Source organism: Ruegeria sp. BG5 (genome assembly GCF_056538425.1).
Genome location: NZ_JBQFTC010000001.1, coordinates 153598 through 171831, shown reverse-complemented (window position 1 = coordinate 171831; position 18234 = coordinate 153598). Strand labels below are relative to the sequence as shown.

Annotated in this window: 19 protein-coding genes; 4 read left to right on the top strand and 15 right to left on the bottom strand. The window is 61.4% G+C overall.

The annotated features are described in order from the left end of the window. Nucleotides 1-21: 21 nt before the first annotated feature. From ACR0KX_RS00735 to ACR0KX_RS00725, 3 genes are all read right to left on the bottom strand, one after another. A complete protein-coding gene (locus tag ACR0KX_RS00735; RefSeq protein WP_170452712.1) occupies nucleotides 22-1701 on the bottom strand; it encodes a peptidoglycan -binding protein in 1680 nt (559 codons plus the stop codon). A gap of 3 nt (nucleotides 1702-1704) precedes the next feature. Beyond that, nucleotides 1705-2883, bottom strand: coding sequence for a biopolymer transporter ExbB (locus ACR0KX_RS00730; RefSeq protein ID WP_170452715.1), 1179 nt, complete (start codon nucleotides 2881-2883; stop codon nucleotides 1705-1707). A gap of 69 nt (nucleotides 2884-2952) precedes the next feature. Further along, the gene (locus tag ACR0KX_RS00725) at nucleotides 2953-3483 is read right to left on the bottom strand and encodes a gamma-glutamylcyclotransferase (RefSeq protein ID WP_170622830.1); all 531 of its coding nucleotides are present in this window, start codon (nucleotides 3481-3483) and stop codon (nucleotides 2953-2955) included. Between the two features lie 67 nt (nucleotides 3484-3550). Between ACR0KX_RS00725 and ACR0KX_RS00720 the strand changes: the two genes are divergently transcribed. Then, nucleotides 3551-4552, top strand: coding sequence for a DUF2125 domain-containing protein (locus tag ACR0KX_RS00720; RefSeq protein ID WP_170622828.1), 1002 nt, complete (start codon nucleotides 3551-3553; stop codon nucleotides 4550-4552). Here the strand turns inward: ACR0KX_RS00720 and ACR0KX_RS00715 are convergent. The 4 genes from ACR0KX_RS00715 to ACR0KX_RS00700 form a co-directional block, all read right to left on the bottom strand. Continuing rightward, nucleotides 4549-5370 (bottom strand): extensin family protein, encoded by an 822-nt coding sequence (locus ACR0KX_RS00715; protein WP_170453147.1) that lies wholly within the window; start codon nucleotides 5368-5370, stop codon nucleotides 4549-4551. The two genes, ACR0KX_RS00720 and ACR0KX_RS00715, sit on opposite strands and share 4 nt — an antisense overlap. Nucleotides 5371-5399: 29 nt before the next feature. Then, nucleotides 5400-6320 (bottom strand): prephenate/arogenate dehydrogenase family protein, encoded by a 921-nt coding sequence (locus ACR0KX_RS00710; RefSeq protein WP_170622826.1) that lies wholly within the window; start codon nucleotides 6318-6320, stop codon nucleotides 5400-5402. Then, complete coding sequence (gene hisC / locus ACR0KX_RS00705; protein WP_170452723.1) at nucleotides 6317-7402, bottom strand: histidinol-phosphate transaminase; 1086 nt, start codon at nucleotides 7400-7402, stop codon at nucleotides 6317-6319. Before hisC ends, ACR0KX_RS00710 begins: the two co-directional genes overlap by 4 nt. Before the next feature lie 66 nt (nucleotides 7403-7468). Then, nucleotides 7469-8884 carry an aminotransferase class V-fold PLP-dependent enzyme gene (locus tag ACR0KX_RS00700; protein WP_480707735.1) on the bottom strand — a complete coding sequence of 472 codons (1416 nt, stop codon included), beginning with the start codon at nucleotides 8882-8884 and terminating at the stop codon, nucleotides 7469-7471. A gap of 102 nt (nucleotides 8885-8986) precedes the next feature. Here ACR0KX_RS00700 and ACR0KX_RS00695 point away from each other — a divergent pair, with 102 nt between their 5' ends. Next, entirely contained in the window at nucleotides 8987-9448 is a 462-nt protein-coding gene (locus ACR0KX_RS00695; protein ID WP_170452727.1) for an Lrp/AsnC family transcriptional regulator, read from the top strand. A 124-nt stretch (nucleotides 9449-9572) separates the two neighbouring features. Here ACR0KX_RS00695 and rpsD read toward each other — a convergent pair whose 3' ends face one another. The 3 genes from rpsD to ACR0KX_RS00680 form a co-directional block, all read right to left on the bottom strand. Next, nucleotides 9573-10193, bottom strand: a complete 621-nt coding sequence (gene rpsD / locus ACR0KX_RS00690; protein WP_039537647.1) for a 30S ribosomal protein S4 — start codon at nucleotides 10191-10193, stop codon at nucleotides 9573-9575. Nucleotides 10194-10504: 311 nt separating this feature from the next. Then, nucleotides 10505-10969 (bottom strand): PLP-dependent aminotransferase family protein, encoded by a 465-nt coding sequence (locus tag ACR0KX_RS00685; RefSeq protein WP_170622825.1) that lies wholly within the window; start codon nucleotides 10967-10969, stop codon nucleotides 10505-10507. Nucleotides 10970-11155: 186 nt separating this feature from the next. Further along, entirely contained in the window at nucleotides 11156-13438 is a 2283-nt protein-coding gene (locus ACR0KX_RS00680; protein WP_480707733.1) for an adenosylcobalamin-dependent ribonucleoside-diphosphate reductase, read from the bottom strand. Nucleotides 13439-13567: 129 nt separating this feature from the next. On the opposite strand from ACR0KX_RS00680, the gene ACR0KX_RS00675 reads away from it, so the two are divergent. Further along, nucleotides 13568-13999 carry a DUF1489 domain-containing protein gene (locus ACR0KX_RS00675; RefSeq protein ID WP_170452734.1) on the top strand — a complete coding sequence of 144 codons (432 nt, stop codon included), beginning with the start codon at nucleotides 13568-13570 and terminating at the stop codon, nucleotides 13997-13999. On the opposite strand, the gene hisG is transcribed toward ACR0KX_RS00675, so the two are convergent. Genes hisG through hisS form a run of 3 tightly spaced genes read right to left on the bottom strand, consistent with a single transcriptional unit; the run spans nucleotide 14000 to nucleotide 17265 of the window. Beyond that, entirely contained in the window at nucleotides 14000-14689 is a 690-nt protein-coding gene (gene hisG, locus ACR0KX_RS00670; RefSeq protein ID WP_170452736.1) for an ATP phosphoribosyltransferase, read from the bottom strand. It lies immediately after the preceding gene. Further along, nucleotides 14686-15774, bottom strand: coding sequence for an ATP phosphoribosyltransferase regulatory subunit (locus ACR0KX_RS00665; RefSeq protein ID WP_170521638.1), 1089 nt, complete (start codon nucleotides 15772-15774; stop codon nucleotides 14686-14688). Before ACR0KX_RS00665 ends, hisG begins: the two co-directional genes overlap by 4 nt. Before the next feature lie 3 nt (nucleotides 15775-15777). After that, nucleotides 15778-17265 (bottom strand): histidine--tRNA ligase, encoded by a 1488-nt coding sequence (hisS, locus tag ACR0KX_RS00660; protein ID WP_170622821.1) that lies wholly within the window; start codon nucleotides 17263-17265, stop codon nucleotides 15778-15780. Between the two features lie 126 nt (nucleotides 17266-17391). On the opposite strand from hisS, the gene ACR0KX_RS00655 reads away from it, so the two are divergent. Beyond that, nucleotides 17392-17586, top strand: a complete 195-nt coding sequence (locus ACR0KX_RS00655; RefSeq protein ID WP_170452743.1) for a SlyX family protein — start codon at nucleotides 17392-17394, stop codon at nucleotides 17584-17586. 4 nt (nucleotides 17587-17590) lie between these two features. Here the strand turns inward: ACR0KX_RS00655 and ACR0KX_RS00650 are convergent, their stop codons facing one another. Then, nucleotides 17591-17953 carry a hypothetical protein gene (locus ACR0KX_RS00650; RefSeq protein ID WP_480707729.1) on the bottom strand — a complete coding sequence of 121 codons (363 nt, stop codon included), beginning with the start codon at nucleotides 17951-17953 and terminating at the stop codon, nucleotides 17591-17593. 11 nt (nucleotides 17954-17964) lie between these two features. Beyond that, nucleotides 17965-18177: a YMGG-like glycine zipper-containing protein gene (locus tag ACR0KX_RS00645; RefSeq protein WP_480582689.1), complete on the bottom strand. Its 213-nt coding sequence runs from the start codon at nucleotides 18175-18177 to the stop codon at nucleotides 17965-17967. Nucleotides 18178-18234: the final 57 nt, after the last annotated feature.

Genomic DNA, 18234 nt, shown 5'->3' with positions numbered 1-18234 from the left:
ATTTAATCCAAAGTTGACGCCTTACCGCTCGGTCAGTTTCAACTCGATCCGTCGGTTTTGCGCGCGGGCTTCGGGGGTGTCGGCTGGATTGACGGGCTGGAACTCACCAAACCCGTTGGCTGCCAGACGGTTCGGCGGGATGCCCAGCGCATCGACCATGTAGCGCACGACCGACAAGGCGCGACCCTGGCTCAGTTCCCAATTGTCGCGATACCGCCCGGACCCGGCCAGGGGCACATTGTCGGTATGGCCATCGACCCGGATCACCCAATTCAGGCCCTCGGGGATTTCGGCGGCAACGGTGCGCAGGATCGCGGCGACCTTTGCGACCTCCTGCCGGCCTTCGGCGGACAATTCTGCTGAACCTGTGTCAAACAGCACCTCGGATGAGAACACGAACCGGTCGCCCTCGATCCGGACACCTTCCTGATCGCCCAGAACATCGCGCAACCTGCCGAAAAACTCGGACCGATAGCGTTGCAGGTCCTCGGCCTGTGCAGTCAGTTCCTGATTCTGCCCGGCCAGAGCCTCGGCCTCGGCTTCAAGCCGCTGACGTTCGGCCTCTTCCAACAAGCGGCGGCGGCGCTCTTCGGAGGCGGCCCGCGCAAGCGCTGCGTTCAGGTCCTGGCCCAAGGTCTGAATCTGGATGTCGGCGGCAGCATTGCGTTCTTCATAGTCATCCAGCAACGCCTGTAGGGACCCCAACTGCCCCCGCAGGGCCGCAATCTGCTGGTTCAGCAAAGCGGCCTCGCGCTGAGCCTTCGCCGAAATCGCCTGCTCTGCAGAGAGTGTTTCACGCGCGACATCCAATAGCGCCGCGCGCTGTTCCGCCAGCGTTCTTTGCGCATTGGCATCGGTTTCCGCCTGTGTCCGCGCATCCAGGGCAGCCTGCAACTGGGCTTGCAGGTCTTCGTTGTTCAATTCACCGAACTGGCGCTCCAACTCGGCACGGGCCGCTTGCGCGGCGGCCAACAAGGTAAGCGTGTCCTCGGCCTCCTTCCGCTGCGCCTCAAGCGCCAAAGTCATCGCGGTCAGTTCGGCATCGGCATCCTGCAAGCGGTTGCGCAGGTTTTCCGCTGCGGCGGCTTCAGCAAGCCGTGCGGCCTCTTCATCGCTAAGCTGCTCCTGCAATTCCGCGATCTGCGCCGCGCGCTCCTCGCCGCTTTGTTCCAGATCGGCCACCAGTGCTTCCAGCGCCTCGCGCCGGGCAGCGGCAAGGCGAGCGGCCTCGGCCTGCGCGTCGATTTCCGCGCGGCTTTGGGCCAATGCCTGATCCAACGCGTCCCGTTCGCCCAACAGGTCCGCGCGCTGTGTTTCCAAGGCGGCAATGTCGTCCTGCGCGCGCGCCTGATCGGCAAGCAACGTTGCGACCTGAGCCTCAAAATCCGTAATGCGGGTCTGCGCCTGCGCCAGATCGTCCTCGGCCTGCGTCAGGGTGGCGTTCAAGGCCCCCAGCCGGGCCTGCAAGCGGCTGTTTTCACGCTCTTCCAACCCCAGCGCACCGGCCAGCGCCGCGACCTCGTCCGACAGGGCGGTCAGTTCATCCTCCTGCCCGGAAATCGTCTCGCGCAGCACGAACTGCACCACCATGAAGATGGTCAGCACAAAGGTCAGCACCATCAGCAGGCCCGTCATCGCATCCACGAATCCGGGCCAGACCGAGCCCTGGAACCGTTGACCGGTGCGACGGGACAGGGCCATGGGTTACTCTCCTTCGGGCGTCGTACGCACGGCGCCGCGTGGCAGGGTCATGGCCTTGACCAACAACTCGATGTCCTTGCGGAATTCGTTCATGCTTTCCTGACGGCCAGCCGAAATCTCTTCGAGGATGCGCAGCAGTTGGACGTCCATGGATCGCAGGCGCATCCGGCTTTCAGCGTCGATGCCGTCGCCTGCGCCGTGATCGCGCATGTGATCCAGCAAGGCGTCCTGCCCCAAGGCCACACGTTCCAGCGCGGCTGTAATGCCTTCGTTATCCGCCTGACGCTGGTTCATTTGCCCGATGGCATCGACCAGCTGCCCCAGCTTGTTCGACACGTCAGCCCGGTCGGTTTCCTGCGCCACGAACAAGGTTTGCAAGGCGTCCATCTGTTCGGACATCGCATCCAGAACCGGGGTCAGTACAGCAATCTCTGCCCCGCCTTCCTCGCCCGAGGCAAAACCGACGCGGGTGATCGAGGATAACCATTCCTCAAGCTCGCGGTAAAACCGGTTCTGGCCGTGGCCCGCAAACACCTCTAGCAAGCCCACGATCAGCGACCCGGCCAGACCTAAAAGCGACGAGCCAAAGGCCACGCCCATGCCCTGCAACTGCGCCTCAAGCCCGGTCATCAGGCGGTTGAAAACAGCAAGACCTTCCTCACCTTCTTGCGGGTTCAGGCTGCGGATGGTGTCGACGATGGCGGGGACCGTGGTGGCGAGGCCAAAGAACGTGCCCAGCAGGCCCAGATAGATCAGGACGTTGGTGATATAGCGCGTGATCTCACGTTCTTCTTCCACCCGCTCGGCCACCGAATCCAGAATCGACCGGGTCGAGGTCGAACTGATCTGCGACCGCGCACCCCGTTCCCGCAGCAGCGAGGCCAGCGGGGCCAGCAATTGCGGGGTTCGGGCATCTTCGCGGACAACACCGCCCACAAACGCCTCAATCCAGCGGACCGAGCCGATCAGTTGTGTGACCTGATAGAAACAGGCGAACACACCGATGATGAACACCATCAGAATGAAGCCGTTCAGATACGGGTTGGCGAAGAACACCGGCAGCACGTAGGGCAGCGCCAGAAAAACCCCCAGCCCGGACAGACCGATTGCGATCAACATCATCACGATCTGTCGAATGGGATGCGAGAAATGGGGTCTCGCGCCCTGATGTGCCTGCGCCATGCGCGTGGTTCCCGGTCTTTATCTGCTCTGGCCCGAATCTAGCGAAAATCCGCTGGTGACGCCAAGGGTTTATGCGGTGATACTGCGCACCCGTTGCGACAACCACTCAAGATCGGGGTCATGCAGCCCGATCTCGGCCAGATGTTCGGCAGTGTTGTACAGATACTCGGTGTTCGGACCGCGCCCGCCAACCGCATGGGCGATGATCTGGGCCTGTTCTTCCAGCGGGATGCCCCCGCAATACTGCACGTGGCCTTCGTCAATCACATAGGTCACGGCAGTGACGATGTCGCCATTGTCCAGATGCACGTCCAGCATCCGTTCCACGTAAGCGGATGAGATCAGCTCACGCTCGCGCAATTCGTGCAGGGTGCGGTCCTCATGCCCGGCCTCAACGGCCAGCGCCAGCCCCTTGCAGTGGGCATCGGGTTGCTCGTCCAATGCCAGAACAAGGCCGGGTTTCTCTTCGGTGCCGCGATGGTGGATCGAGCTCATGCAGAAGGACCGCGCATATCCTTGCAGCGTCGCAAGCTCGCTTCGGGCCACGGGGAAGCCGGGGTTCCACAGCAGCGATCCATATCCGAAAACCCACATTGTCATTGCACTGGTCCTTGCCTGTTTCGACCTATAAACATCAATTCCGAGGCAGGAAAAAGGGCCGAAGCTCATGCGCCGTCTGATACGAGTGTTCATTTTTGCAGCCATCGCATGGAGCGCCTATTGGTTCATCGCCGGATATGGCCTGCGCAACGCGATCACAGGCTGGTTTGACGCCCAGCAATCCCGCGGGTGGCAGGCCGAGTTTTCGGATGTCGAAACAGCGGGATTTCCTGCGCATCACATCACGCGGCTGAACAGCCCGGCCCTGGCCGATCCTGCCACCGGAACCGCGTGGAGCGCGGACTGGATCGAATTCCAAAGCCCCGCGATCTGGCCGGGGCGGCAGATTCTGCGCTTTGCCGACACACCCCAGCGCCTGTCCTATTTCGACCAGACCGCAACCATTGAGGCGCAGGAGCTTCAGGCCCAGTTACAACTGCAACCCGGTGTCGCGCTGGTGCTTGAGAAGATGGCGCTGACCGCCGGGCCCTGGCTGATCTCGGAAGACGGCGAGGCGCTGGCCGGCGGCGACACCCTTGGCCTTGTGATGGAGCAGACGGCGACCCCCGAAGCCTATGCAATCACGGCGCAGATCGAAGGGTTCGCCCCGGGGGACGATCTGCGGGCTCTGATGCAGTCCGCCACCTCGCTGCCGCAGCGGTTCGAAACGCTGGAACTGGACATGGTAACCACATTCGACAAGCCGTGGGACCGGACCGCGCTGGAAGAAAGCCGCCCTCAGCCCGTGGCCATTGACCTGAACCTGGCCGAGATCAAATGGGGAGAGCTTCGGTTATTTGCCGTAGGTGAGCTGGACGTGGATGCCCAAGGCATTCCAACCGGCGAAATCGCCATCAAGGCCGAGAACTGGCGCGACATGATTGCGATGGCAAACGCGGCGGGGGCCCTGCCCGATCAGGCGGTCGATCCGGTCACCCGTGCGCTCAACTTTCTGGCGGGGCTGGGCGGCAACCCGAATGCGCTGGATCTGCAACTGAATTTCCGCGACGGGTTTGTGGCGCTGGGGCCCCTGCCCTTGGGCCTGGCCCCACGCCTGATCCTGCGTTAACGGCAGAAGGGACCACGGCGATAGCGCGCCGTGTCCAGATGGAAGTGATCACGGTGGTACCGGTCAGAATTCGGCCCCAGAACCGTTCCAAAAGGCCCGCACGCCCCGCGCCAGACCTTTTTAAGTTGTTTCTGCGAAGGGTTCTTGCGCCAGCCATCATAGACGGTGACAACCTCACCATCCGCCATAACGAAACCCGAAATGTCGATGGCGCGGCCTTTGCCATGTTCAGAGATACGCGCGCCTTTGCGATTGTTCCGCGTCCGGCAGGCATAATGGGCAGCGACCTGCAACTGCACCACCGGTCCGCGCCGCTTGAACGTGGGCTTGACCGATTTATCCACCCACTTGTTCAACGCAATCGCCGTTCCGCAATCCATCGTTGATGGGCGGCTGAGCGCAACGCCCGACACCGAGGTAATCTGCACCGCATCCTTGATCCCGCAGGCACTGACCTTGCTGCTCACGCGCCCGACGGGTTTGCCCTGAATCGCAATATCCCCACAAACCGAGCCTTTGCGCAGCTTACGTCGCTTGAACAGAATGGCTTGCTCCAGCGACTCGGGCCGCAGGTAAGGCATCAGGGATGTATCCGGGCCCAGCAACGGCAAATCCGACGGGCGCGCGGCGGCTGCAGTAACCTGCGGTGACACGGGGCGCAATTCGGGGCGCATTTTGGGGATGCTCAGCGGGGTTGCCGCGCGGCTGGAGGCCGCGACCAATTCGACGCTGTTCGAAGTGCTATTGGGACGCGCAACGGGAAACAATGACTGTTCCGGGGGCTTTGCCTGCGCGGCAACGGCCCAAAGCGCCGCCATACAGAACAGGATATGCCCCCGGACACGTGTCACGAACTGACCTTTCCCCGGCCAAAGTCCGGCGCGTCCGTGTCCTGACCCGCATCGATAATCCCGCGCCGGATCGCACGTGTGCGGGTGAAATAGTCGAACAGATGATCCCCGTCCCCGGTGCGGATGGCGCGTTGCAGGGCAAACAGTTCCTCGGTGAAGCGCCCAAGGATTTCCAGCGTTGCATCCTTGTTGGTTAGAAAAACATCACGCCACATGGTCGGGTCGGATGCGGCAATCCGGGTGAAATCCCGGAAACCCGCCGCCGAGTATTTGATAACCTCACTATCCGTCACCCGACGCAGATCATCTGCCACACCCACCATCGTATAAGCGATCAGATGTGGCGCATGGGACGTCACGGCCAGCACCAGATCGTGGTGATCAGCGTCCATCTCATCAACGTTGGACCCCATGCCTTCCCATAAGGCCCGCAAACGCGCGATGGCATCGGGGTCCGAGCCCTCGACCGGCACCAGCAAGCACCAACGGTTGTCGTAAAGCTCCGCAAACCCCGCTTCCGGGCCGGAATGCTCGGTCCCGGCCAGCGGGTGGGCGGGGATGAAATGCACGCCTTCGGGAATATGCGGCGACACCGCCTGAATGACGTGGCGCTTGACGGAGCCCACATCCGTCACCGTCGCGCCCGGCTTCAGAACCGGCGCGATATCTTGGGCAACTGCGCCCATAGCCCCAACCGGAACACACAGCACGACCAGATCGGCCCCTTCGACCGCCTCTTGCGCGGTGTCACACACGCGGTCGCACAACCCGATCCGGCGGGCCGTTTCCCGCGTGGCCTCCGAGCGCGCATAGCCCGTCACCTCACCCGCAAGCCCGGCGCGTTTGATCGCCCAGAACATGGATGAGGCGATCAGGCCCAGCCCGATCAGCGCCACACGGTCGTATATCTGGCTCATGCAGCGCCCCCTTTAAACGCAGTGACGGCTGCAACCACGCGGCGGCAGGCCTCTTCATCGCCGACGGTGATCCGCAGCGCGTTGGGCAGGTTGTAGCCTGCAACGCGGCGCACAATCAAACCCTGCGTTTTGAGATAGTCGTCACATGCCTCGGCCTCGGCTTGATCCGCAAAGCGCGCAAGTATGAAATTGGTGCAGGACGGGTCCGAGGGTACGCCGACCTTGGCCAGTTCATCTGCCAGCCAAACCCGAAGCCGCGCGTTCTCGGTCTGGCAGAAGGACAGGAATTCAACATCGTTCACCGCCGCCTTTGCCGCAGCCAGAGCCGTCAGCGACAGGTTGAAGGGCTGGCGCACCCGGTTCAGCACATCGATGATCGGCTGATGGGCATAGCCCCAACCCACGCGCATGCCGCCCAGACCGTACACCTTTGAAAAGGTCCGGGTCATAATCACATTCTCATGGGCGTCCACCAGCCCGGCGCCGCCATCGAACCCATCGACAAACTCGGCATAGGCCCCATCGATAACCATCAGGCAGGTTTCGGGCAGTGCGCTGGCCAGACGGTCCAGCTCGGCCTCGGGGATCATGGTCGAGGTCGGATTGCCCGGGTTGGTCACAAAGACGATCCGCGTCTGCCCGGTCACTGCGGCCAGAATGCTATCGACATCCACATGGCGGTCGCGCTCAGCCACCATAACCGGTGTGGCCCCGGCCATACGCGCAATGATCGGGTACATCGAGAATCCATGTTCGGTATAGATCACCTCATCCCCCGGCCCCGCATAGGCCTGAGCGATGAATTGCAGCACCTCGTCACTGCCAACACCGCAAATGATCCGCGCCGGGTCCAGCCCGTGCCGCGCGCCAATAGCAAAGCGCAGACTGGCATGATCGGTGCTGGGATAACGATGCAAGGTCGCGGCGCTATCGCGCACAGCTTCAATCGCCTTGGGGCTGGGTCCAAACGGGTTCTCATTGGAACTCAGCTTGATCACATGCTCGACCCCCGCCACATGCGACTGGCCGCCCTGATATAGCGCGATGTCCATGATGCCGGGTTGCGGGGTGATCTTGGTCATTGAGAGGCTCCGTTGATTGGAGCCTCTCATACCTGTCTCAAGAGGTTGAGAAAAGCGGCAATTCCCTCATGCGGCTTTGAAGCGCGCGGTTGCCGGGTCGGCGTTGTAATAGGGCGCAAATTCCGCAGTCCGGCGGGATAGGTCATTGACACTGTCGATGATGAACTGAACCGTTTCCTCGCTCATCAGATACGAGAAGTTCAACCGCACCCAACCGGGTTTTTTCATTTCCTCACCCGCAGACAGCGCCGCGTGCAATTCGTCTGACGTCGCCCGGTCGATGCCCAGCAGACGATGCGCATAGGGCCCCGCGCAGGCACAGCCGCCACGGGCCTGAATGCCGTAAATGTCGCTCAGCATACGCGTGAACAGCTGCTGGTGCACCAGCTGCCCCGTATTATCCCGCACAAGGAACGAGTAGATCGGTAGACGATGCGCCGCGCCTGTCCCAAGCAAAGTCAGGTTTGGATTGTCCTGCCAGCCGTCTAGGGCCATGCGGTTATACAGCGCCTCGCGCCGCGCGATTTCATCGGTTCCCACCACATCCTTGACGATAAAGGCCAGCGCAGCACGGATGTCGCCGATCACGTTCGGCGTTCCGGCCTCTTCTCGCGTGGCAAGATCGGCGCTGTAGTCATGCCGCCAGGGTGAAACGAAACTGACCGTCCCGCCACCAGGCCAGCTGGGGCTGGTGCGCTGTACCGCCTGCCCGTTCACGATCAACACGCCCGACGCGCCCGGCCCACCCGGAAACTTGTGCGGCGAGGCCACGATCGCATCCTTGCGCGCATCCTCTGGCCCCATATCCATGGGCAGATACGGCCCGCCACCGGCATAATCCCACACCGCCAACGCCCCATGGCGCTTCAGCACCCGCGTGACCGGATCGGGATCCGTGATAATCCCCGTCACATTGGATGCCGCTGAAAACGACCCGATCACAAGATCCGCATCCGCATGGCGCAGCAAAGCGCCTTCCAGCGCACCCATATCAACCCCGCCATCCGCGGCTTCGGGAATCTCAACCACCAATGCCTTGCTTTCACGCCACGGCAGGATGTTCGAGTGATGCTCATACGGCCCGATGAAAACAACCGGCCGGTCTGCCTCCTCCACTCCCAAAAGGCTGACCAGCCGGTTCAAACCCGCAGTGGCTCCGGACCCGGCAAAGATCACCGCGTCGTCTCCCCTCGCACCAACAATGCGGGCAATTTCAGCGCGCGCTTCCTGGCGAAGCCGCGTCATGTAAGACCCACAGAAAGAGGCCTCGGTATGGCTGTTGGCATAGAACGGCAGAACATGCTCGGCCACAAAATCCTCAACCTGCCGCAATGCGCGGCCCGAGGCGACGTAATCCGCATAAACCAGCGATACGTCCCCGTGCAGACCCGGGATCAGAACGTTCTCTCCGATCAGCCCATCGCACAGCTTGGAATTGCGAGTGGTGGATTGGATTTCTGCGCGAAACTTGGACAAGGTCATTACACCGGCTCCTTACTGTGATACCAATGTGATTGAGCAAAAGCGAGTAAACTTCACCAATCTTTGCATAGAAAACGCAAACTTTGTGTCATATGATCAGATATGACCGCAAAATTAGATCAAATTGACATGCGTATTCTGCAAGCGCTGCAAAAAGACGCCACCCTGTCCCAGCGAGAACTCGCAGATCAGGTCGGCCTCTCGCAAAACGCCTGCTGGCGGCGGCTGAAGGCGCTGAACGAAGACGGTGTTCTTCTGGGTTCCACCGCCCGGATCGCGCGCGAGAAACTGGGGCTCGACCTGGTGGTATTCGTCATGCTGCGCACGCGCCACCATTCGGCGGACTGGCTACAAGCCTTTCGCCGCCATGTGCTCACCATCCCCGAAGTGGTGGATTTTCACCGCATCGGCGGCGACTACGATTATCAGCTCAAAGTCGTCACTCAGGACATGGCATCCTACGACAAGGTCTACCAACGCCTGATTGAGAAGGTCGAGCTGGACAGCGTAACCTCATATTTCGCCATGGAGGCCATTGCCGAAGCCCGCCCCCTGCCACTCTGATCCGCCCTTCATCTGGCCAGAAATATCCCGGGGGAGTCGCGCAGCGACGGGGGCAGAGCCCCCTTCAAACAAAAAAGACCGCGCCAGATGGCGCGGCCCTTCGAATTTCGAATGTCAGCGAAGATCAGTTCTTCGCGTAGAATTCAACAACCAGGTTCGGTTCCATGACAACCGGATAGGGCACATCACCCAGACCCGGCGCGCGCACGAAGGTCGCGGTCATTTTCGAATGGTCGGCGTCGATGTAGTCAGGCACATCGCGCTCGGCCAAAGCAGCCGCTTCCAGAACAACGGCCAGTTGCTTGGATTTGTCGCGCACTTCGATCACATCGCCTTCCTTGACGCGGTAGCTGGGGATGTTGACCCGCTTGCCGTTCACTTTGACATGGCCGTGGTTCACGAACTGACGCGCGGCAAACACGGTCGGCACGAACTTGGCACGGTAGACAACAGCGTCCAGACGGCGCTCCAGCAGGCCGATCAGGTTTTCACCGGTGTCGCCTTTGACACGCTCGGCTTCGGCGTAGATGCGGCGGAACTGCTTCTCGGTCAGGTCGCCATAGTAGCCTTTCAGCTTCTGCTTGGCGCGCAGCTGCAGACCAAAGTCCGACAGTTTGCCCTTGCGGCGCTGGCCGTGCTGGCCGGGGCCGTATTCACGACGGTTGACCGGGGATTTCGGACGACCCCAGATGTTTTCGCCCATCCGGCGGTCGATTTTGTACTTGGCAGACGTGCGTTTAGTCACGGCTGATCTCCTTTACTGTGGCATATCGGCTTGATCCGAAAACCGGTTCCCATTTCTCGGGCCGAAATAGCGTCTCCGCTCGGACCGGGCAGTTCCAGTTCAGACCAGGCGTGGTGCCGGGTTATAAAGGGCGTTGTCCTCTTGAGGTTTCCCCCATGACAGGCATCCCCTTGCGGGGGCCACCAACACCAATGAAGCCGCGCTTATATCTGCAGATCAGTCAGAGTCAATAAGCTATTCGGCAAGAAATTCCCGGGAAAAGGGCGCAATTCGAATGGCCGCAGGTCGCTAAGCCTGGATTGCTACCGCGCTTAGGTCTTCCGCGTCACAGCGTGCAGTGGAAAGGTAACGACGGTTGCGTCCTGAGGTGGCTCGACAAACGCCTGACCGCCAAAATCCAAAACGTCGCAGATCCAGAATGACTGATCGCGCGGTGGGCATCCGTCCGAGAACACAAAGGTCGGGTCAATCTCGCCGTCCTGAACAACCAGATCCGCGCTGAACCGTTGCGCGCCATTGGTCAGAACGACCGAGCCAAAAACCTCACCGGAGATTTCCCTAACAATCGCAAATCGGTCACTGGTCCGAGAGGATACAGCGCCAACACTGCCCGCCCGTTCAACTGCCTGCTCGGCACCATCGCTCAGCAGAACAGCCTGCCCGCGCCAGGACCACGCAGCCCCAACGACCAAAAAAGCCAGAGGCGCCGCCTCAAGCTCGTCAAGCTCTGTCTGTTTCCACGATATGGCTATACGACCGCTTTGCCCTGGTCTCATCTGCCCGCTCAAACCTTTCAACATCCCACCACTTACTCACACGTCCATATCAACCCTGAATTCGGCGAAAAAGAGACCGAATTCAAGCAATCCGAAGATTGTTGCAAAACTGATTCAACTGGGCACCGATCAGTCCGCTACCCTTCACTGTTACAACCGGGTGTCAGACGTCAAATAACAGATAAGTTACCCGCACTTAGAGTGGCCGCAGCTGCGACAGGTCATGCAGCCTTCGATCATGACCATATCGAACTGCCCACAGGATGGGCACGCTTTGCCCCGCGGGGCGTCCATGTTCACCACCTGCGCCTGCGGGTCGGATTTCAGGCCCATCCCCTCGCCTTCCAGAAAGCCGATGCTGATCATGTGCTGTTCGATCACACCGCCGATCGCCGCCAGGATCGAGGGGATATACTTGCCCTTGACCCAGGCACCGCCGCGCGGGTCGAACACCGCCTTCAGTTCCTCGACCACAAAGGACACGTCTCCGCCACGCCGGAACACGGCCGAGATCATTCGGGTCAAGGCCAGCGTCCAGGCGTAATGCTCCATGTTCTTCGAGTTGATGAACACCTCGAACGGGCGGCGGCGGCCTCCGATGACGATATCGTTGATCGTCAGGTAGATGGCGTGTTCGCTGTCGGGCCATTTCAGCTTGTAGGTCGACCCCTCAAGAGCTTGCGGGCGATCCAGCGGTTCGGACATATACACGACCTCGCCACCATCGACCTCATGCGGCGCATCAGCGCTTTCGCCCGGAGCCTTGTCGTCGCTTTCCGATACCGTCAGGACCGAGCCCGTCACGTCGTTGGGGCGATAGGTGGTGCAACCCTTACAGCCCTGATCCCAGGCCTGCATATAGACATCCTTGAACGCGTCAAAGCTGATGTCTTCGGGGCAGTTGATCGTCTTCGAAATCGAACTGTCGATCCATTTCTGCGCTGCCGCCTGCATCTTGACGTGATCAGACGGGCTCAAAGTCTGCGCGTTGACGAAGTAGTCCGGCAGATCCGCGTCGCCGAACTTGTCGCGCCACATCTGCACGGCGTAATCCACGACCTCTTCTTCGGTGCGCGAGCCGTCCTTCTGCAACACTTTGCGCGTATAGGCATAGGCAAAGACCGGCTCGATCCCCGAAGATACGTTCCCGGCATAAAGCGATATGGTCCCCGTCGGCGCAATCGAGGTCAGCAAAGCGTTGCGGATACCATGTTCGCGGATCGCATCGCGCACGTCGTCGTCCATCTGCTGCATCGTGCCGCTGGCCAGATATTTCTCGGCATCGAACAGCGGGAACGCCCCTTTCTCCTTTGCCAAGTCCACCGACGCCAGATATGCGGCGCGGGCAATCGCGTGCAACCAGCGCTCGGTCTGACGCGCCGCCTCGTCGGACCCATAGCGCAGGCCCAGCATTAGCAGCGCATCGGCCAGACCGGTCACACCCAGCCCGATCCGGCGCTTGGCCTGTGCCTCGGCCGCCTGTTCGGGCAGCGGGAATTTCGAGGCATCCACCACGTTGTCCATCATCCGAACGGCAGTGGCGACCAGCTCCTGCATCGCGGCCTCGTCCAGATGCGCGGCATCTTCGAACGGCTCGGCCACCAGACGTGCCAGGTTGATCGAACCCAGCAGGCAGGCGCCATAAGGCGGCAGAGGTTGCTCTCCGCATGGGTTCGTCGCTGCGATGGTTTCAACATAGCTGAGGTTGTTGGCCTTGTTGATCCGGTCGATGAAAATCACACCCGGCTCGGCATAGTCATAGGTCGCCTGCATGATCTTGTTCCACAGATCGCGGGCCTGAACGGTGTGATAGACTTTGTCGCCGAACACCAGCTCCCACGGGCCGTCGGCCTTGACGGCCTCCATGAAGGCATCGGTCACCAGCACGGACATGTTGAACATGCGCAGGCGGGCCGGGTCGGATTTGGCTGTGATGAACTGTTCGATATCCGGGTGATCGCAGCGCATGGTCGCCATCATCGCCCCGCGACGCGAGCCTGCGGACATGATCGTCCGGCACATCGCGTCCCACACATCCATGAATGACAGCGGGCCAGAGGCATCCGCCGCCACCCCATGCACATCCGCGCCACGCGGGCGGATGGTTGAGAAATCGTAGCCGATGCCCCCGCCCTGTTGCATCGTCAGCGCCGCCTCTTTCAGCATGTCGAAAATACCGCCCATGCTGTCCGGTACGGTGCCCATGACGAAACAGTTGAACAATGTCACCTGACGCGCTGTGCCTGCGCCTGCGGTAATGCGCCCGGCGGGCAGGTATTTGAAATCCTCCAGCGCCGCAAAGAACTTATCCTCCCAATGCGCCGAGTCAGCCTCAACCCGCGCCAGGTCGCGGGCGATGCGCCGCCAGCTGTCCTCGACCGTCTGGTCGATGGGCGTGCCATCCGCCTGTTTGAAACGGTATTTCATGTCCCAGATCTGCTCGGCGATGGGGGCGGCGAAGCGGCTCATTGGTGATTCCCTGTTCTGAAAGAGGTATCCAGACTACCCCAATACACACACCTGCCACAACACCTTGATGACACCGGCCAGCGAGCTACAATATAAAGATGGGCCTCGGGACGACTCTGTGGGAAAGCTGTGGATAACTACCTAAACCTCATAAAACTCTCGGTCGGCTCGGAAAGCGTCGAGACCCTGCAAGCGTGGCAGGACAGTCGCAAGCCTCTGTATGAGGACGGCTGCCCGCGCCATGTCACCCGCATGTGGCCCAAACGCGAGGCCGAGATTCTGAATGGCGGGTCAATCTATTGGGTGATCAAGGGCGTCATCCAGTGCCGTCAGCGAATACTGCGTCTGGACGAGGTCCGCGGCGACGACGGCATCCGCCGTTGCGCCATCGTGCTGGACCCCGAGGTGCATCGCACCCAGACCGCCCTGAAACGCCCGTTTCAAGGCTGGCGTTACCTCAAGCCTGAGGACACCCCCGCCGACCTGCCGCAGGGCCGCGAACAAGACGACGCCCTGCCCGACGATCTGAACCGCGCTCTGGCGGAAATCGGGGTGCTGTAATCAGCCCAGTCGGTCCAGCAATTCGGTCAGAACCGCTTTCTCAGCCACGCCATATTTCGCCACCCGGCTGCGCCACAGGGTCGCCTGTGACTGCAACACAAGCCCGTCCGTCAGGATTTTCAGGTGATTGGCCCGCAGGGTTTCGCCGCTGGAGGTAATGTCCGCAATCGCCTCGGCGGTTTCGTTCATCACCGTACCTTCGGTCGCGCCCTGACTGTCGACCAGCGTGTAATCGGCCACGCCAGCATCAGTCAGGAACTCGCGCACCAAACGGTGATATTTGGTGGCAATCCGCAGCCGGTGGCCGTGGGCCTTGCGGAAGGCCGCCGCTGCAGCATCCAGATCGTCAAGTGTGTCCACATCGACCCAGCAGGCGGGCGTGGCGATGATCAGGTCGGCCTTGCCGAACCCAAGCCGCGAGACTTCTTCGACCTGCTGTTCCCAGCGCGGCAGTTTTTCCTGCACCAGATCGATGCCGGTGACGCCCAAATGGATCCGCCCCGCCGCCAGTTCGCGGGGGATTTCACCGGCGGACAACAGGATCAGGGAGACGCCATCAATGCCTTCGACCTTGCCCGCATATTCCCGGTCCGAGCCGCTGCGCGACAGGGTGATGCCGCGCTTTTCGAACCACGAAAAGGTCTTGTCCATCAACCGGCCCTTCGAGGGCACGCCCAGTTTCAAGCTCATTGCGCGTCCTCCTCAACCTCAAGCATCAGGTCCGGGCGCAGCACGCCGCCCACGGCGGGGATTTCCGCGCCATTGCCCAATTGCCGCGTCAGCGCGTCATAGCGCCCGCCGGTGGCAATCGGTGGCAGGTCGGGGCGGCCCTCGGCGTAGAAGCCAAAGACAAACCCGTCATAATATTCCATCGACGTGCGGCCATAGGCGGCCTCGAAATCCAGCCGTTCCACATCCACACCGCGCGCCTGAAGCGAGGCCACACGCGCCTCGAGCCGGTCCAGCGCCGGGGTGATCTGCGGCAGGTCAACTGCCACGTCACGCAGCTGCTCCAACGCAAAGGGCATGGTTTCGCGCACGTTCAGCAGCGTTTCCAACCCGACCAGCTCATTGTCGGAAATCGGCGGAGTGTCACGATCCTCGCGCAGCGCCGCGATCCGCGCCTCGATCTCGGATGCGCGGCGTTTGCCGATCATTGGGGCGTCGATGGCCAGAGGGTCAGCAGCATCCAACCGCGTATCCCGCCCTTCGGGGCCAGCCTTACGCCCGGCGAACCGGTCCAGCAGAGTGCGGAAACGGCGCGGACGCCACAGATGCCGCATTAGCGCATCCTTGCGTCTGTCGGTCGTGCGCAGGCCCTGCACGGCGGCCGTCAGAATACCGATATCCCCTGTTGCAGCACGCAGAGGCAGCCCGCGCAATTGCAACGCAAACAGCGAGAATACCTCGGCATCCGCGCCGGCGGGGTCATTGCGGTCAAAGACCTCGTACCCCACCTGAATGTATTCGTTGGACCGGTCCGGGTCGTGTTCCTGCCGCCGAAACACCTCGCCGGAATAGGTATAGCGCGCGGGCTCGGCCCCATCGTTCATATGCATCTGCACCACGGGCAGCGTGAAATCCGGGCGCAACATCTGTTCACCGCGCAGCGCGTCCGAGGTCACATAGGCACGGGCGCGGATGTCTTCGCCATAGAGGTCCAGCAGCGTGTCCGCCGGTTGCAGCAGGGGCGTGTCCACCACTTGCGCCCCGGCGGCCTCGAACCGCACCCGCATCATCGCGGCGCGGGCCTGTATCTGGGAACGGTTGGGCATGGCTCAGTCCTGACTGTCCAGAATTTCGCGGACCTTGGCGACCAGATCGCCGCGCGGCACTTCGAACTGGCTGGGGCGTTCTTTCCATTCCTCCAGCGTGGCGCTTTCGGCAATCTTGGCACCAAGGATCAGGTCCTTGATCTGCACGATCCCGTTTGCCTTTTCATCGCCCCCTTCGATCACCGCAATCGGAGAGTTTCGCTTGTCCGCGTATTTCAACTGATTGCCAAAGTTCTTGGGGTTGCCCAGATAAACCTCGGCCCGGATGCCCGCATTGCGCAGTTCCGCGACCATCGCCTGATAATCGGCCATGCGGTCACGATCCATCACGGTGACAACCACGGGGCCGGTGGCCTGAGCGCTGACACGGCCCTTTTCGCGCAGAGCGGCCAGCAGGCGGTCGACACCAATAGAAACGCCAGTCGCAGGCACCTCCTGCCCGGTAAAGCGTTTGACCAGATCGTCATAGCGCCCGCCGCCCGAGACCGAGCCGAACTGCCGCTTGCGGCCTTTCTCGTCGAAAATCTCGAAGGTCAGTTCGGCCTCATAAACCGGCCCGGTGTAATACCCAAGGCCACGCACGACCGAGGGATCAATCTCGATCCGGTCCGCACCGTATCCGCCTGCATCCAGCAGCGCGCCGATCTGTTCCAATTCGGCAATCCCATCCGCACCGATCTTGCTGTCGCCCACGGCGGCGCGCAGGTTGGCCAACGTTCCGGCGGTATCGGCGGCCTTCGAGGTCAGGAAGGCAATTACCGGCTCGGCCTGATCATCGCTGAGGCCCACGCCGTCGATAAACGCACCCGAGGCATCCAAGCGGCCCTTGGTCAGCAACTCTCGCACCCCGGCCTCACCCACCTTGTCGAACTTGTCGATGGTGCGCAGGACGTTGTCTCGGGCAGCGGCGTCTTCGCCCAAACCCATCGCCTCGAGCACGCCATTCAGAACCTTGCGGTTATTCACCCGCACCAGATAGTCGCCGCGCGGGATGCCGACGGTTTCCAGCGTGTCCGACAGCATCGCACAAATCTCGGCATCTGCGGCCATCGAAGCCGTGCCGACCGTATCCGCGTCACATTGATAAAACTGACGATAGCGCCCTGGCCCGGGCTTTTCGTTCCGCCAGACCGGACCCATCGCATAGCGGCGATAGGGCGTGGGCAGATCATTGCGGTGCTGCGCGTAGACGCGGGCCAGAGGCGCGGTCAGGTCATAGCGCAGGGCCATCCAATCGCCCTTATCGTTCTCGTCCACTTCCTGCCACGCGAAGACACCCTCGTTCGGGCGATCCACATCGGGCAGGAACTTGCCCAGCGCCTCGACGGTCTCGACCGCGCTGCTTTCCAACGCGTCGAACCCGTAACGATGATAGACATCCGCAATAGCCCGCAGCATCTCGGTGCGCTGCGTGACTTCCTGGCCGAAATAGTCGCGGAACCCTTTCGGCGTGATGGCCTTGGGGCGGGGCTGTTTCTTGGGCTTGGCCATGTGGGGCGTCCTTGGGCGTTTAGTGTTCCGCGCGCGGTCTATCCCATGGCCCGCATCGGGGCAAGGCGCGCTTTGGCTGGCCTTGGCCCCAAAGGCCCGCTATGACCGTCGCGGAAGGAGCCCGCAATGCAGCATTTGGAAGAACAGATCGCCCATCTGACCCGCACGGTGGAAGAACTGAACACAATCGTCACCGCGCAACAGGACGAAATCGACCGCCTGACCCGCCGCGTCGCGATGCTGTATCAACGCGAGGCCGAACGGGCGCAAGAAGGATCAGGCGGCATCGTTTATGGCGACGAACGGCCGCCGCATTACTGAGGGATCACAACCCCAGCGTGGATTTCACCGCGTTATCGACCACACCACCCAGAAGGGCATTCTTGTCCGCCGCGCAGCCCTTGGACAACGCCGCGATGAAAGCTTCGCGCAGTTGGGCTTTTTCCGCGTCCGTGCTCGCGTGATCTTCGATATTGATCTGACGATTATAAAGCGACAGGGCCGTCATCTTTCCAACAACCGCCACAACAAAGGCTTCGTCGCCATCCGCCTCTTCGGCGATCGAAGCGCAGGTATAGTGCATCACAGGCAATGCATCCTGCACCATCTGCTCTGCTGCGTCGTCAGCGAACGCGCCACCCGGCAGTGACAGGCAAAGCCCGGCAGCAGCGATTTTGGACAGGGTCATACGCATCACGTTCATTTCCAGTTATGTCCGATAATCGCACCGGCCACGCCGCCGATTGCTGCGCCCTTGCCGTCGCCGATCAAAGCGCCGACACCCGCACCGATCAATGCGCCTTCGATTGTCTTTTTCTTCTTTTTGTCATCCGCAAAACCCGCAGTCGCCACCGAAAGCGAGATCGCCCCGGCCAACATCAGCGCCTTGGACCCAATTCCTGAAAGTGCCAAACCAATGCCCTCCTGTTTCACAGGTCAATGAGAGTATGGGTTCAGCTTAGCTAGGCA

Bases quoted from the DNA above. Each gene is read 5' to 3' on its own strand.
- ACR0KX_RS00735 (WP_170452712.1), bottom strand. From the start codon at position 1,701: ATGGCCCTGTCCCGTCGCACCGGTCAACGGTTCCAGGGCTCGGTCTGG.
- ACR0KX_RS00730 (WP_170452715.1), bottom strand. From the start codon at position 2,883: ATGGCGCAGGCACATCAGGGCGCGAGACCCCATTTCTCGCATCCCATT.
- ACR0KX_RS00725 (WP_170622830.1), bottom strand. From the start codon at position 3,483: ATGACAATGTGGGTTTTCGGATATGGATCGCTGCTGTGGAACCCCGGC.
- ACR0KX_RS00720 (WP_170622828.1), top strand. From the start codon at position 3,551: ATGCGCCGTCTGATACGAGTGTTCATTTTTGCAGCCATCGCATGGAGC.
- ACR0KX_RS00715 (WP_170453147.1), bottom strand. From the start codon at position 5,370: ATGGCGGCGCTTTGGGCCGTTGCCGCGCAGGCAAAGCCCCCGGAACAG.
- ACR0KX_RS00710 (WP_170622826.1), bottom strand. From the start codon at position 6,320: ATGAGCCAGATATACGACCGTGTGGCGCTGATCGGGCTGGGCCTGATC.
- hisC (WP_170452723.1), bottom strand. From the start codon at position 7,402: ATGACCAAGATCACCCCGCAACCCGGCATCATGGACATCGCGCTATAT.
- ACR0KX_RS00700 (WP_480707735.1), bottom strand. From the start codon at position 8,884: ATGACCTTGTCCAAGTTTCGCGCAGAAATCCAATCCACCACTCGCAAT.
- ACR0KX_RS00695 (WP_170452727.1), top strand. From the start codon at position 8,987: ATGACCGCAAAATTAGATCAAATTGACATGCGTATTCTGCAAGCGCTG.
- ACR0KX_RS00685 (WP_170622825.1), bottom strand. From the start codon at position 10,969: ATGAGACCAGGGCAAAGCGGTCGTATAGCCATATCGTGGAAACAGACA.
- ACR0KX_RS00680 (WP_480707733.1), bottom strand. From the start codon at position 13,438: ATGAGCCGCTTCGCCGCCCCCATCGCCGAGCAGATCTGGGACATGAAA.
- hisG (WP_170452736.1), bottom strand. From the start codon at position 14,689: ATGAGCTTGAAACTGGGCGTGCCCTCGAAGGGCCGGTTGATGGACAAG.
- ACR0KX_RS00665 (WP_170521638.1), bottom strand. From the start codon at position 15,774: ATGCCCAACCGTTCCCAGATACAGGCCCGCGCCGCGATGATGCGGGTG.
- hisS (WP_170622821.1), bottom strand. From the start codon at position 17,265: ATGGCCAAGCCCAAGAAACAGCCCCGCCCCAAGGCCATCACGCCGAAA.
- ACR0KX_RS00655 (WP_170452743.1), top strand. From the start codon at position 17,392: ATGCAGCATTTGGAAGAACAGATCGCCCATCTGACCCGCACGGTGGAA.
- ACR0KX_RS00650 (WP_480707729.1), bottom strand. From the start codon at position 17,953: ATGACCCTGTCCAAAATCGCTGCTGCCGGGCTTTGCCTGTCACTGCCG.